18 protein-coding genes are annotated in these 14,699 nt (G+C 43.1%); 3 read left to right on the top strand and 15 right to left on the bottom strand.

The features are described 5' to 3' along the window. The first annotated feature begins 46 nt into the window (after nt 1-46). Together LDK34_RS04155 and LDK34_RS04150 are read left to right on the top strand one after the other, a co-directional pair. Complete coding sequence (locus LDK34_RS04155) at nt 47-322, top strand: hypothetical protein (RefSeq protein WP_178942753.1); 276 nt, start codon at nt 47-49, stop codon at nt 320-322. A 171-nt stretch (nt 323-493) separates the two neighbouring features. Further along, a complete protein-coding gene (locus LDK34_RS04150) occupies nt 494-991 on the top strand; it encodes a universal stress protein (protein ID WP_017261227.1) in 498 nt (165 codons plus the stop codon). A 91-nt stretch (nt 992-1,082) separates the two neighbouring features. Here LDK34_RS04150 and LDK34_RS04145 read toward each other — a convergent pair whose 3' ends face one another. From LDK34_RS04145 to LDK34_RS04125, 5 genes are all read right to left on the bottom strand, one after another. Next, nucleotides 1,083-1,952: a helix-turn-helix domain-containing protein gene (locus LDK34_RS04145; protein WP_178942754.1), complete on the bottom strand. Its 870-nt coding sequence runs from the start codon at nt 1,950-1,952 to the stop codon at nt 1,083-1,085. A gap of 47 nt (nt 1,953-1,999) precedes the next feature. Next, on the bottom strand, nt 2,000-2,521 hold the full coding sequence (locus LDK34_RS04140) for a GNAT family N-acetyltransferase (RefSeq protein ID WP_178942755.1): 522 nt from the start codon (nt 2,519-2,521) through the stop codon (nt 2,000-2,002). 193 nt (nt 2,522-2,714) lie between these two features. Further along, nucleotides 2,715-3,299, bottom strand: a complete 585-nt coding sequence (locus LDK34_RS04135; RefSeq protein ID WP_178942756.1) for a DNA-3-methyladenine glycosylase I — start codon at nt 3,297-3,299, stop codon at nt 2,715-2,717. Nucleotides 3,300-3,456: 157 nt separating this feature from the next. Next, nucleotides 3,457-4,590: a D-alanine--D-alanine ligase family protein gene (locus LDK34_RS04130; protein WP_161000831.1), complete on the bottom strand. Its 1,134-nt coding sequence runs from the start codon at nt 4,588-4,590 to the stop codon at nt 3,457-3,459. Between the two features lie 137 nt (nt 4,591-4,727). Continuing rightward, nucleotides 4,728-5,711, bottom strand: a complete 984-nt coding sequence (locus LDK34_RS04125) for a DUF2785 domain-containing protein (RefSeq protein ID WP_236941505.1) — start codon at nt 5,709-5,711, stop codon at nt 4,728-4,730. A gap of 174 nt (nt 5,712-5,885) precedes the next feature. On the opposite strand from LDK34_RS04125, the gene LDK34_RS04120 reads away from it, so the two are divergent. Next, on the top strand, nt 5,886-6,614 hold the full coding sequence (locus LDK34_RS04120) for a gamma-glutamyl-gamma-aminobutyrate hydrolase family protein (RefSeq protein WP_178942758.1): 729 nt from the start codon (nt 5,886-5,888) through the stop codon (nt 6,612-6,614). 82 nt (nt 6,615-6,696) lie between these two features. On the opposite strand, the gene LDK34_RS04115 is transcribed toward LDK34_RS04120, so the two are convergent. The 10 genes from LDK34_RS04115 to LDK34_RS04070 all read right to left on the bottom strand — a co-directional run bounded on the left by LDK34_RS04115 (nt 6,697) and on the right by LDK34_RS04070 (nt 14,681). Next, on the bottom strand, nt 6,697-6,999 hold the full coding sequence (locus LDK34_RS04115) for a glycine cleavage system H family protein (protein WP_017261235.1): 303 nt from the start codon (nt 6,997-6,999) through the stop codon (nt 6,697-6,699). Between the two features lie 23 nt (nt 7,000-7,022). Beyond that, on the bottom strand, nt 7,023-8,243 hold the full coding sequence (locus LDK34_RS04110; protein ID WP_236941504.1) for an FtsW/RodA/SpoVE family cell cycle protein: 1,221 nt from the start codon (nt 8,241-8,243) through the stop codon (nt 7,023-7,025). A 12-nt stretch (nt 8,244-8,255) separates the two neighbouring features. Further along, nucleotides 8,256-8,474 carry a DUF2969 domain-containing protein gene (locus LDK34_RS04105; RefSeq protein WP_178942759.1) on the bottom strand — a complete coding sequence of 73 codons (219 nt, stop codon included), beginning with the start codon at nt 8,472-8,474 and terminating at the stop codon, nt 8,256-8,258. Beyond that, nucleotides 8,458-8,760 (bottom strand): membrane protein insertion efficiency factor YidD, encoded by a 303-nt coding sequence (gene yidD / locus LDK34_RS04100; RefSeq protein ID WP_178942760.1) that lies wholly within the window; start codon nt 8,758-8,760, stop codon nt 8,458-8,460. Before yidD ends, LDK34_RS04105 begins: the two co-directional genes overlap by 17 nt. Before the next feature lie 11 nt (nt 8,761-8,771). Further along, nucleotides 8,772-9,767: a rod shape-determining protein gene (mreB, locus tag LDK34_RS04095; protein ID WP_017261239.1), complete on the bottom strand. Its 996-nt coding sequence runs from the start codon at nt 9,765-9,767 to the stop codon at nt 8,772-8,774. Between the two features lie 315 nt (nt 9,768-10,082). Further along, complete coding sequence (gene murA, locus LDK34_RS04090) at nt 10,083-11,393, bottom strand: UDP-N-acetylglucosamine 1-carboxyvinyltransferase (protein WP_161000787.1); 1,311 nt, start codon at nt 11,391-11,393, stop codon at nt 10,083-10,085. Between the two features lie 67 nt (nt 11,394-11,460). Continuing rightward, nucleotides 11,461-11,682, bottom strand: a complete 222-nt coding sequence (locus LDK34_RS04085) for a DUF1146 family protein (protein WP_161000786.1) — start codon at nt 11,680-11,682, stop codon at nt 11,461-11,463. Nucleotides 11,683-11,809: 127 nt separating this feature from the next. Then, entirely contained in the window at nt 11,810-12,241 is a 432-nt protein-coding gene (locus tag LDK34_RS04080) for a F0F1 ATP synthase subunit epsilon (RefSeq protein WP_017261243.1), read from the bottom strand. Between the two features lie 14 nt (nt 12,242-12,255). Next, the gene (gene atpD, locus LDK34_RS04075; protein ID WP_017261244.1) at nt 12,256-13,662 is read right to left on the bottom strand and encodes a F0F1 ATP synthase subunit beta; all 1,407 of its coding nucleotides are present in this window, start codon (nt 13,660-13,662) and stop codon (nt 12,256-12,258) included. A gap of 59 nt (nt 13,663-13,721) precedes the next feature. Further along, nucleotides 13,722-14,681 carry a F0F1 ATP synthase subunit gamma gene (locus tag LDK34_RS04070; RefSeq protein WP_017261245.1) on the bottom strand — a complete coding sequence of 320 codons (960 nt, stop codon included), beginning with the start codon at nt 14,679-14,681 and terminating at the stop codon, nt 13,722-13,724. Nucleotides 14,682-14,699 lie beyond the last annotated feature (18 nt).

The following is a 14,699-nucleotide window of genomic DNA, read 5'->3' as shown; positions in this document are numbered from 1 at the left end:
GTTTGAGGAAAGAGTCATTTATAATTAACTCTCACGAGGTAAGAATATGTTAATAAAAATTTTAATCTGCATTTTTGCAGTCATCTTCTTTTTCATCAGTGGTTATCTTTGGCTTCACCGCCAAACCGGCTTTTTATTGTTTACACCTGATCGTCACCCACAAATTAGCACACTGCTCACTTTTTGGGCCGTCGAATTGTTCATTGTCGGACTGCTAGCTATCGCAGGCCTATTTAGTCTTGTTGTGATGGTAATCGCTTTGATTATCGGTTGCCTATCAGGGATGTTACTCGGACTAACGCTCGTTCGTTTTATGAACTAGCAGCCATAGCAGTTAGTGGTCTTTCCTTAACATTCTTCCCAAATTTGTCTCCTTGTTTATTATAAATCGCACGCAAAAACGGATTTTTGAATGAAAATACAGCGCTTTCACTTTTGTTTTCAAGCGGTTTACAGTAGAATAAAGGTAGAAAAATAAAGGGGAGTGAATTTCATGGCACAACAATACAAACGGATTTTAGTTCCAATCGATGGTTCACGTGAAGCTGAATTGGCCTTTAAGAAGGCTGTCGCGGTTACACAACGAAATGGTGACGATGCCGAGTTGCACTTACTCCATGTTGTTGATACCCGTGCTTTCCAAAACATCTCAAGTTTTGACACAACCATGGTTGAACAAGTTACTGAAACGGCCAAGAAAACACTCGATAAGTATGCTGCCGAAGCTAAAGAGGCCGGCGTTAAGTGTGAATACTCAATCGAGTATGGCGCACCAAAGTCAATCATTGCACAAGAGGTTCCCAAGGAGCTCAATACTGATTTGATTATGATTGGTGCTACAGGACTGAATGCCGTTGAACGCTTATTAATCGGTTCTGTTACCGAATATGTCACTCGTGCCGCAGTTTGTGATGTCTTAGTTGTTCGGACTGATTTAGCTAACAAGCCTGTCTCAGCTAAGGAAGGTGCTCAAGCCACAAACAAGAAGTAATTTTTATTTAAATCAAAATAAAAAAAGATTCAATCCGCGTTCGCTTACTGTGGATTGAATCTTTTTTCGTTTTAATTTACTGCTATTAATTTTATAAAGCCAACGGCGGAATTTGATACTTTGCAACATTATTTGTGATACTCTCAGCCAACCGCTGATTCTTAGATACTAACGCTAATGCATAGGCAATATACATATTTTGTTGTGCGCTCTTACCATCATCCAACTTGAGTTGACTAAGTGCCATTGTTTGATAAATATCCTCAAGTAAAAACAAACTATTATTTTGCTCACTCAGTTTAATCGCCTTCTTGGCAAGTGATAAAGTACGACCATCTTTGCCAATTTCTTGAAAGAACTTAGCCGCTTGTAAATATGAAGATACCTGATCTTGAACAAGATCAGGACTATCTGAATCGAACTCATCTAAATCGCGAACAGCTTGATTAACAAATAGTTCTGCCTTATCAAACTCACCCTTTTTCGCATAGGCAAGCCCTAATCCCAAACGTGACATCAGTGAATAGATATCCTTACTGCGATTATTGAACTCATTTAACAACATGCCAAAATTGAAAATAGCCTCATCTGGATTGTCGTGATTCATCAGTTGCAATTGACCACGATAATAATAGTAAGCCTTAATTTCATCATTCTCTTTCAAACTTCGCAGCTTCACGCGATCCAAACGGCTTTCTGCGTTGCGGTACTGAGCAGTCCGCACTGCATAGCCGACCTCACGAAAGATTTGGACAGCCTGATCGTCTGTCTCAACGATCACATCATTTAGTTGAATCCCCAAGCGGCTGCACAGTTTTAATAAGATCTGCATGCTCGGAATTTTATTCCGTTTTTCAATCAAACTGATGGTTGCTTGGGTACAAATGTTTTTAGCCAAATCCTTCTGCGATAAACCTCGTGCTTTGCGGTATGCACGAACCCGAGCGCCTAAAATTCTCATCTTTTCTGCCTCATTCATTCTGCTGAATCAGGCGAGACGCAATGCGCTTATTTCAATACACACTCATAGGCCAAACGTTGTGCATTTCCGTCAATATAAATATGACCGCAGTACTCAAAACCGACCTTTTGGACCACGTGCTGCATGACTTGGTTTTGCTTATGCGTATCGACACGAACGGACACAACGCCTTGATCACGCTTCAACGTTGCCATCAACTTTGTAAACAGCGTCTCAGCGAGATGCTGTCCACGAAATTGACTTGAGACAGCAACTCGATGAATCGCCGCATACTTAGCAGACGGCATCAGCCAGCTACCCGTTTCAATTAACCGGTAGTTCGGATCAACACCAACTATCGCAGCAGCAACAGCAGCAATTTGAGTGTCATTGGCAAGCACATACAAACGACTCGCCTTAATATCTGCCAACATATCAGCCTGTGCCGGATAACCATCCTGCCACTGGTCAAACCCTTGCTTTGCAATAAACGTCTGGGCACCATGGATAATCACCATTATTTGATCCATGTCTGCCGTCGTTGCCAGTCGCAATTTAAAGTTGCCCAAACACAAACGCCTTCTTCCAAAATGATTGTCGCATCAAGATTAAATTACTTTTACCCCGGCGGTAAAAAAATTCACACTTTGTGAAATAATATACGTTTTACCATCATCGTCAGGCTCATGAAGCCGCGTGTCAGAACGGTTTCCATCTCCATGTCCGCGATAATTTTTGCCGTTATCATCATCGCATGTTTTCTTAAATTCGTCCAGTGGTATGGACCGATAAATATATTTCTTTTTGACGATAGCAATTATCTTCATGATCGTTGATAAAGCCCGCCGCCTGTAGGAAACTGGTGATTGTTTTGGGACCAACTCCCTTAATCCCCCATTCATAAAAAAGAGCGGTTGTTTGTTTAATGAATGTATATTTTGCGTTATCATTTCTCGACTTTTCCAATCCAAGCGGTTGTTGACGTTGCAAATCCCATAGCTGTTCCGCCGGCGACGCCTCCCCTAACTGCTGCTGTTGCCACTGGTGCGCATTGTGAATCACATTTTCAATCTTTCTTCGATTGCGGATCTTAGCTGGATTGGTCAACAGCAGTTGCGTATCTGCTATGGAAAAACCGGCCAGTTGATCAATATCAAAATTTGCTAATCCTTTCTTTAAAGCTGATCGTCGTGACAAAATTAGCGACCACGTCAAACCAGCTTGAAATACTTCTAAGCTTAACAGTTCAAATAATAATTGGTCTTCATACACGGGTACGCCCCATTCGCTATCATGATAATTCATAACCAGTTCATTCCGATCTGCCCATCCACATCGCTGTTGCATGTATAAACCTCCAATAGTGTCCTTTTAGTCAACACACTAAACATACGCAAAAGCGAACCGGTTTGTTTTTTGTAAATAAAAACGGAATCCGATTTTATTGGATTCCGTTTTTAAACTTATTTTTAAAAGACAGTCTTACAAAATACAACGACAATTTCTAGTTAAACTTCTTCTCACCAACGTGTTCGGTACCTAGCTTGGTGAAGGAGTAACTGATGGACTGATTACGTTTGTACTCTGCTAGTCCGTAATCAATGATCTCATCAATCAAGCTTGGATAATCAATTCCCGAAACACCCCACATTTGTGGATACAAACTGATGTTGGTAAAACCAGGCAGCGTGTTTGGTTCACTAAGATAAGGCACGCCATCTTTAGACACAAGAAAATCGATCCGTGCCATCCCCTTAAGTCCAAGAGCAACATAAGCGTCCAGTGCCATCTGAGTGATTTCCTGTGTTAAAGATTCCGGCAACACAACGGGCAATTCAAAGACGACACCACTTGCATCGACAAACTTATTATTGTAGTCATAGAACGTATCTGAATCTGGGACACGGACAGCACCTAATTTTGAAGCCCGTGGTTTTTCATTGCCTAAAATCGAAATTTCAATTTCTTGAGGGCCATCGATTGCCTCTTCAGCCAGCACTTTAAAGTCATACTGAAGCGCATCTGCCAATCCAGCATTATATTCATCAGCATTCGTTACACGATGAATCCCCACTGAAGAGCCTTGATCTGCTGGCTTCAAGAACATGACGCGACCAATTTTGGCAGCTACTGTTTCGTAGTCCATCTGATCCTTGTTCTCAGGCGTAATGACAACATACTCCGTGTTACGGACGTGTGCTTGTGTCAGAATCCGCTTGGTCATGTCTTTATCAAAGGCCAGTGCAGATGCTAGAACATTACTCCCAATGTAAGGTTTCTTCAATAATTTAAACAGACCTTGCACAGTCCCGTCTTCACCCAAATTTCCGTGAATAACAGGATAAAACAAATCAATATCAGACACCTCATTTAATGCCATGATTGGTGCCAATGGGTTACTTAAATCAATTTTAGGCATCTCTTCGCTAACAACCAAGTCCTCGTCTTCACCATCAAAAATACGGTGCGAAGCCTTATTACCTAGCAGAATGCCATCCTTGGTAAACATAAATAAGCTGACGTCATACTTGTCCTTGTCCATTGCGTCATAAATGTTATGCGCAGAACGTTTAGAAACATCATGTTCTGAAGAGTTACCACCAAACAATAACGCAATGTGCAGCTTTTTATTTTTCATAACGTTGATCATCCTATCTTTTCTTTTTTTCCGGTCAATAAGTGAACCTTAAGTATACCAGAATCGATCAGTGACACCAACTCACTTTACCCGTTTAGAAAAGATTTTTACTTGTTACAGTCTAGGCTACCCGACCGCTATGAAAGGAAGTCCACTTCCGCGTTAATTGCGTTGCTGACTTCTTCTGGGTAATCTTCGCGCAAAATCATGGCGGATAATAGCCGTGATCGGTTAAACAGTCGTGTCCACCCCGCTTCATCTTCTGGTTGAGGTGTATTACTTAAGCGTACACGCCATTGACGCCATTCCTGCAAAAAGGCCTGCTCATATAAGTCGTTTAAATTAACTACCGTCGCTAAATAAGCTGCTAACCGCCGACTTTCCCCAAAAATTAGTGGCGTTCCGAGTCGACGATACTTTTCTAAAATTTCAATCATTAGAAAGACTTTATCGGCCCGTGTAAGGACTTGGCTTTCCGCCAGTTCATCCAGTAAGTTACCGATGTGTGTATAGGCATGTGCCCAGCCAGAAGTCCCAACAAAACCACGTGTATCATTCTCTAGGGCAATGTAGGTAGCTAGCTGATCAACTAACCTCATCGTGGTCTCAGCGTCTAGAAAATGGGCGTCAACCCGATCCGCATACGCCAGTAACGATAGAATCATCACCGCAAATGACCGACCGAAAATAGCTGTATTTTCTGGCTCAGTTATATGATTGAACAAAACACGATCCTGCAAAAGTGTATTGACTGCCAACCGTAGCTGAGAATCCGACAACACATGCTGTTGCAATGCATCATTAAAGAAGAAATAAATTCCCCGATCACGTACATCAACATCTGGCGACCCCAAATGATTTAATAATTGCATCAACTGATCATCGGTAATTTTATCCAACGTTGTCGCCCGAATCTGCTGATTTAACAATTTTAGCAGGTCCTTAATACCATCACCGTCATCAGGCAAACTAACTGGCGTCTCATCATTACTTGGTAAGTTATCCAGTACGGCACCAATTTTTGTGTTTAACGACTGAAAAACGGCACCAGCCTGTACCTGTTGACGAAGATTCCTTAATTGTATTCGAACATCATCAACCTGTTTCAATTCATCTGCCATCATTATTCACCCATTTCTTTTTCTGGTTACAATCTTACTGACGTTTAAGTCGATAAGCAACTCATGTCGTCTGAACAATTAACATTTGAGCGTACCAGCATAAATCAACCACACAAACCACTAATTTGCGGTACACTAATCGCAGACAGTTTTTAGAAAGAGAGTTGATTATTTATGAAGCCAATTATTGGAATTGGAACCAACCACTTGGTTCGCCCCAGCCAGCACATGAGTACCAACTATGTTGACTATACACAAAAGAATTACGTTTCCTCCCTTGTTAATGCTGGCGCCCTGCCCCTACTGTTGCCAATTTCAGACCCAGATATGGCGGCGGCCTATGTTGAACGTGTGGACGCGATTCTGCTTACTGGCGGTCAAGATGTCAGTCCCCGTCTCTATGGTCAGGACCCGATTCCACAGAATGAATTAAATGATTGGGATCGTGATCAATTTGAACAAGGACTCATTCACGCCGCAATTGCTGCTCACAAACCAATTTTGGGCATTTGCCGTGGTATCCAGCTCATCAATGCGGTTCTGGGTGGAACCGATTATCAAGACATTCCAACGCAGGTACCTAACGCTATTGGTCATAATCAATTTCCAACAGACTGGGCATCACCGGTTCATCGTATTACAACCACAAACGGCAGTTTGCTTCAGCAAATCTATGGCAAACAAGCTTGGGTTAACTCTTTTCATCACCAATCCGTGAGGAAAGTAGCCCCAGGTTTGACTGTCACTGCCACAGCCGCTGATGGCGTTGTGGAGGCCGTCGAAGATTCTGACCGGCATATCTTAGCTGTTCAATTTCATCCTGAAATGATGGCAGCCACCAACCAACAAGCCGCCGCACTGTTTACCGCCTTCGTAAATGACGTTCGCGATACACTAGCTTAATCCTCATATCATTCTAGTTCTAAACAGAAACGTGCTCATGGAGTTTAATCATCCATGAGCACGTTTTATTTAATCCGATAATTTACTTTGATTCACTCAGTGTTAGTAACCAAGCTTCGTCCCAATCGCCGTTTAAGGCATCCGGACTTTCCTTTAATGCAGGGTTAACTTCCACAACAGTCCCACTTACTGGACTTGGCATGTCGGAAACAGCCTTTTCGGCCTCAATGCTAGCAAAGGTATCGCCGGCAACTAACTTGCTACCTGCCTTAGGCAAATCGATGTAAGTGACGTTGCCCAATTCGTCTTGCGCGTCCTTGCTTAAGCCTAAGCGAACATTGTCACCATCTTTTTTAGTCCAGAAATACTTGTTTTCGTTTTCCACAATCTATTCCTCACTTTATCAACTTATTTGAAGCTGGCTTCATTACTAAACATATAACTCGTGTAATGATAGCGCATCGACATAATTAACCCGACTCCAATCAGATTCCCAATCAGAGCGGATCCCCCCTGACTTACAAACGGCAGTGGAATCCCGGTTAATGGTAGCAATCCGATGTTCATCCCAATATTTTCAAAAACATGGAATAAAATCATCATGACAACACCGGTTGCAATGTACGCATAAAATTCATTCTTTGTATCAAACGTTACCCTGACCATTTGCCAAATCAAGTAGAAATACAGCATGATCAGTAACAGACCACCAACAAAACCAAAGTTTTCACCAATAACTGAGAAAATCATATCTGATTCACGAACTGGCACGTAAACGTGAGATACGTTAAATCCGGTACCGAACAGGCCACCTGATCCAATTGCTTTCATGCTCTGCCAGAGTTGATAACCTTGATTAGAGGTATCTGCAGCCGGATGCCGCCACGTGTCCACACGAGCAAACTGATAGGCCTGGAAACCCAAATGGCCTAACAGCGTCCGGCCCCAGTCACTAAGCACCAATGTCAGTGCAACACCACCGACAATGACAACGAGCGCAAAGGTCGGCACAATAATACGCCAAGTAACCCCTGAAACCAAAACCATACCAGCGAAAATAGCAGCAAACACCAGGTTTGTCCCAAAGTCATTCTGTAACTTCATCAAAACAAAAATGGGTAACGTCCACAGGAACATTTTACCGATTAACAACCAATCCGTCTTAACTGTGTGAGTCGGATGATCATTGTTATGCATTGTAATTACCCGCGCCATCATCAAGATATACGCCGGTTTCATCACTTCAGATGGCTGAAACGTCAGCGGTCCAATAGCAAACCAACTACGAGCACCGGTCTGAACGTAATAAGCACGACTGTAAAATACGAGCACCGCGACCAACAGGAAGATTCCTACGCCATAAGCCAACGGCGCCAGCTTCCACAACTGTTCGGAATCAAACTGCATTAAAATCACGACGGCGACAGTCCCAATGGCATACCATAAGACCTGTGTAATAACCTGTTTAACGACGCTAACTGACTTTGTATCATGACTGGCAGCGACATAAATCGATGCAATACCGATCAATGCCAGCATAAGTACACAAAAAATAATGCCCCAATCAATGCGTGAATCTAAATCTTTATCTTTGTTTTTGCGGCTAATTGAAGTTCGTCCCTGTTGCACGTGCAGCCTCCTTTAACCATGTAAATTAAACTCAGCCAAGATTGCTTGTAGTGCAGCTTCCTGACTATTTGCAACAATCTTTTGACCATTAGCGGTCGTTGCCAGAAACTTTTTATCATTTGGCCGAATATCACCAATGACCTGCTTGTTAACAGAAACTTGTTCAAGTGTTTCTCCGTCAACATCAATTTCATCAATCGATACCAGCACTGTTTTATCTTTTTTTGCCATGATGCTCCCCATGAAAGTATGCCGCAACAATTGGATCCATATCTTTAGGATCTGGATTACGGCGAATTGTAAAGAAATCTGGAACCGGATCATACCCGCCGCGAATAAAAGGATTACAGCGCAGGATCCGCGCAATTCCCATCACTAGGCCTAGAAAAGCACCATGCTTTTTTAAAGCCGTCAACATGTAGTTTGAACATGTTGGATAATAGCGACAACTTGGCGGAAATAACGGTGAAATAAACCGTTGGTAATCACGAACCAACTTCGTGAGTAACCATTTCATAACTGCCTCCGTTACAACTGTGGACCTTTTTTACCGTTCATTCGCTCTAACAGTTCACCGGCACCCTTGGCCACATTATCAAGTGGTTGTTCGGAAATCATGACAGGTACTTGAAGCTCGCGAGAAATGAGCTGATCGATACCTTCTAGCAAGGAACCACCACCTGTCAAAATAATGCCACGATCAATGATATCCGCAGCCAATTCTGGTTGAATTCGTTCCAGAACGCCATGTGCGGCGTCAATGATCTGTTGCAACGTGTCATGCAATGCAGCCTCAACTTCATTAGCATTGATTTCCACGGCATGAGGCATCCCATCAACGGCATCACGACCACGAACTTCCATACTCTCTGGATGTTCTAGATGAATAGCAGTCCCAATTTTAATCTTAATGTTTTCGGCTGAATGTTCACCAATCGTCAACCCATGTTCACGTTTGACATAAGCCGCAATATCAGCATTCATTCGGTCACCAGCCATGCGTAATGATGTGCTGGCAACAATATCGCCAAGAGATAAGACCGCGATATCAGAGGTTCCACCACCAATATCAATCACCATGTTACCAGTCGCTTGGTAAACATCTAAGCCAGCACCAATAGCAGCAACCTTAGGCTCATATTCCAAATAAACTTTGGCACCGCCAGATTTTTCAGCGGCTTGAATGATAGCCTTTCGTTCAATTTCAGTAATGTTGGTTGGGGCACAAATCATAATGTTAGGACGGGACATAAAGCCCTTCACGTTCAGCTTATTAATGAAGTATGACAGCATTTCCTCCGTAACATCAAAATCGGAAATAACCCCGTCCTTTAATGGGCGAATGGCCCGAATATTGCTGGGCGTGCGGCCAACCATTCGGTAAGCTTCTGAACCCACAGCTAAAACACGCTCAGTTTTGGTATCTACGGCAACGACGGACGGTTCATCAAGAACGATGCCCTTGCCAACAACATAAATCAACACATTGGCCGTGCCTAAATCGATTCCAATATCTTTGGCCATGTTGAACTCCTTTCAATTCGTACAATTTCAATGCACAATTATAGCATATTACCACTTTGTCCGTCAGCAGTTGATCGGTCAAAATCCGCGGAGAAATAGGAATTTGCAAACATTTTTAGGTTTTCGTTAATTTCCATCTCAGACGCAAAACTTGTTATACGCAAATAAGCCATCTCAAATTTTTTCTTCACGACGTCTATCAACATAGAATGTCCCCATTCACCAAAAATGTGAATGAGGACATTTTGCATTAAACAGTTTCTGTTGACTGTGAATCAATAAGTGTCGTGATTCAAGTTAAACCAATCTAATTAATTAAATTACCTTCAGACTCTTCTTTGAAATAACGGCCTTGAGATCCGTATCAATATCAACACGTTCGATCTCTGCCCCAAGGTTCGCCAATTTTTCATGGAAATCACAATAGCCACGGTCTAAGTACTTCAGGTTGGTGACCGTTGTATACCCATTTGCCACTAAGCCAGCCAGTACAAGTGCAGCTGCAGCCCGTAAGTCAGTTGCGGCCACTTCAGCACCGTTAAAGTTTGTTGGCCCCTGAAGTGCCACTGAGCGACCCTCAATGGTAAAGTGAGCATTCATTCGACGAAGTTCATTCAAGTGATTAAAACGATTTTCAAACACAGTTTCTGTTAACGTGCTGGTACCATCAGCCATCAATTGAAGAACTGATACTTGAGGCTGCATGTCCGTCGGGAAGCCTGGATGCGGAGCAGTTTTCACATTTGCTGCCATCAACTTGTCAGGTCCAATAATGCGGACGCCGTTCTGTTCTTCACGAACTTCAACGCCCATTTCCAATAACTTTGAAATTAATGGTTTATTGTGTTCAGGAATGGCATCAGCAATTAAAACGTCACCATGAGTGATTGCAGCAGCAACCATAAATGTTCCTGCTTCAATCCGGTCCTGAACCACACTATGTTCGCAACCATGCAAAGCGGGCACACCCTCGATGCGAATCGACTCAGTGCCTGCACCAAAGACCTTAGCGCCCATCTTGTTCAAAACGTTAGCTAAATCAACAATTTCTGGTTCACGCGCCACATTTTCAATTGTAGTAGTGCCCTCAGCTAAGGTTGCGGCCATCATAATGTTTTCGGTTGCACCGACACTAGGAAAGTCCAAGTAAATGTTAGCGCCAACCAACTTGTCCGCGCTAGCTTCGATATAGCCGTCATGCTGTTCAATTTTAGCACCAAGAGCTTCAAAACCCTTTAAATGCAGATCAATTGGACGACTGCCGATTGCGCAGCCACCTGGCATCGCCACACGGGCCCGACCGACTCTTGCTAACAACGGACCCATGACAACAATTGACGCACGCATTTTCGAAACGTACTCAAACGGTGTTTCAAAACCAACTTTCTTGCTGGCATTAAAGGTAACAGACTTAACCCGCCGGTCAAAATCGACACTGACATTGAGAAAACTTAGCACCTTATTCATCATAAACACGTCGGACAGGGCGGGAACGTTAGTTAAAATCAATTCACCCGTTGAAGCTAACAGCGATGCAGCCTGAATTGGCAACACAGCATTTTTAGCACCTTCGATATGTACGGTTCCCTTCAATGGCTGACCGCCATGAACAATGATTTTTTCCATAAAGATGTTCCTCCAAACTCAATTTCCTAGTGCAACAGTTTTAATTGTTAATAACAACAAGTTTCAATCATGGCTTAAATCCAATGATCGACTGAAATAAGTCAATAAAAAAGGAGCTACAAGTATATCCAATGACGATTGCCAGTAAAACTAAAATTGCCTGTGCCTGGCGTGGATATAATGGCATGATTTTGACAAGTGGTAACGGTTTGATTGCCCATAGTGCAAACCAAATAAAGGCCAATTGAAACACGATTTTAATTACCACAGAAAAACCATATATAGCCATCTTGCACCTCTTTGATTGATACAACCAATTCTATCATACTCGTTAAATGAGTTCCTTAAAAAAACACCGTAAAAAAAAGACTTACTAAAAACTTAGTAAGCCTCTTGAGTGACACATTTAATTGTCTTTATCGATTACGTTGATGTGATGCAACATTGATTCGATTGATTGCCCTACGCAATGCAACTTCTGCGCGGCGTAATTCATTCGCATCATGTTCTTGTTGAGCGTGTTCAATCGCTTCCTGTGCTCGTTTACGTGCATTTTCAGCACGTGTAACGTCGATCGCATCTTGTTGCTCAGCTGAGTCAGCAACGATGGTTGCAACGTTATTCGAGAACTCAACAAAACCACCATTTACGGCAATTTCATCTTCAGCATCTTGATCACCCTTCACCCTGATTTCGTCAATCTCCAAAGCGGCAATCAATGGTACGTGATTAGGTAAAATCCCAATTTCTCCGTTTGTTGTTTTAGCAACAAACATGGATGCATGGTCATTATCGTAAGACGTTCCATCAGGCGTCACAATCGTAACAGTTAAATGAGGTTCAGCCATTGGTCACGCCTCCTTTAATTATTACCCTGCAATTGCTTTGCCTTTGCCACAGCCTGATCCACAGTTCCGACAAGACGGAATGCTTCTTCAGGAAGATCGTCATACTTACCATCCAAGATTTCTTTAAAGTCTTCCACCGTATCTTCAACAGAAACGTATTGACCATCAATCCCAGTAAACTGAGACGCAACGGAGAATGGTTGACTTAAGAAGTTTTGAATCCGGCGAGCACGGGCAACAATTGTTTGTTCTTCGTCAGACAATTCATCCATCCCTAAAATAGAAATGATGTCTTGCAACTCATGGTAGCGTTGCAAGATTTGCTGAACACGGGTTGCAACATCATAGTGATCCTGACCAACAATTTCTGGTGTCAACGCTGAAGATGTTGATTCCAATGGGTCCACGGCTGGGTAGATCCCTTGTTGAGTCAGATAACGTTCCAAGTTAGTCGTCGCATCCAAGTGCGCAAAGGTCGTAGCAGGGGCCGGATCCGTGTAGTCATCGGCTGGCACATAAACGGCTTGGATCGACGTGATGGAACCCTTTTGGGTAGATGTAATCCGTTCTTGCAATTGTCCCATTTCAGTTGCTAACGTTGGCTGATAACCAACGGCTGAAGGAATCCGCCCAAGAAGAGCAGAAACTTCAGAACCAGCTTGGGTAAACCGGAAGATGTTGTCAATAAATAACAACACATCCTGACCTTTAACATCACGGAAGTATTCCGCAATCGTCAAACCAGTTAAAGCAACACGCATACGGGCACCAGGTGGCTCATTCATCTGACCATAAACCATGGCCGTCTGTTTAAGGACACCTGATCCCTTCATTTCAAAGTACATGTCGTTACCTTCACGGGTACGTTCACCAACACCAGTGAACACTGAAATCCCGTTGTGGCCTTGCGCAATGTTGTGAATTAATTCTTGAATCAGAACTGTTTTACCAACACCGGCACCACCGAAGAGCCCGACTTTACCACCACGAACATATGGGGCAAGTAAATCAATAACTTTGATCCCTGTTTCAAGGATCTCAGTACTAGTTGTCAATTGGTCATATGCTGGCGCTTCCCGATGAATCGGGTTACGTTGAGCATCAGGACCGAAGTCCTCGCCGCCGTCGATGGGTTCCCCAAGGACATTAAATACCCGGCCCAATGTGTCTTCACCAACAGGAACAGAAATAGAACCACCAGTGTCCTCAACTTCCATCCCACGTTGCAAGCCGTCTGTTCCATCCATCGCGATTGTCCGGACAACTCCGTCACCTAATTCCAAGGTAACTTCGACCGTCAAATCCTTTTGGTTGGGACGCTTAACTAAGAGCGCATTGTTAATGGCAGGTAATGTACCGTCCAGAGGGAATTCAACGTCAACGACTGGGCCGATAACTTGAACAATCTTACCAGAACTCATGTACGTTTCTTCCTTCCGCTTATTTTTCAACCATAAACTTTCCTTATGGATGCTTCCAATTACTCTAAGGCAGCCTGACCACCGGTAATTTCAGTGATTTCAGTCGTAATCGCACTCTGACGAGCACGGTTATACTGTAAGCTCAAGCTGTCAATGAGGTCATGGGCATTATCAGAAGCAGTCTGCATCGCAGTTGCACTGGATGCATGCTCTGACGTTTTACCATCGAGAATCGCACCGTAAACTAAGCTTTCAGCATACTGTGGCAATACAACTTGTAAAATCTCCTCAGCAGAAGGTTCCAATTCATATTCCGGCGTAATACTGATCGGCGCAGTCTTAGGTTGAACAACTTCATCACCATCAGGTTTCGTATCTTCAATCGTGTCACCAGTAATTGGTAACATGCGTGTCGAACGAAAACGTGATGTTAGTCGATTAACAAAATGACTGTAACAAACGTACAGTTCATCAAAAACTTCGTTATTGTACATAGCCGTCACAGTTTTAACGATTTCCCGAACTTCAACAAAAGTCGGCACATCGCTAACACCACGATATTCATAAGCAACATTCATGCCGCGTTTCTTAAAGAAATCGGCACCCATGCCACCGACGGCCATAATGACATAATCATCAGGCGTCTTACCATGTTCATTAATAAAGTCATTAGTCGACTTGATAATGTTGCTATTGTAACTTCCTACCAGTCCACGGTCAGAGGTAACGACTAACAATCCCGTTTTTTTAACAGGACGTTGTGTCATTAAGCCACTAACAGGTACATCATCGTTTTTACTGGTCGAGCTCATGTCAACGTTGCCCGAATCCAATAAATGTGATGCAGCAAGGTGAGTCACAACACTTTCAACCTTTGATGCATAAACTTGATAACCACTCGTATGACGTTGAATTTGACTCAGCTTCGACGTTGAGACCATTTGCATGGCCGTCGTAATCTGAGACGTCTTTTGCGTCGAACTAATGCGGCGTTTAACTTCGTTCAATGCTGCAGGCATTTGCTCACCTTCCTTTCA

This window comes from Furfurilactobacillus milii (genome assembly GCF_021654115.1).
Lineage (GTDB): Bacteria > Bacillota > Bacilli > Lactobacillales > Lactobacillaceae > Furfurilactobacillus > Furfurilactobacillus milii.
Note: the sequence above shows the minus strand (reverse complement) of the source record. Positions and strands in the feature narration are given on the sequence as shown.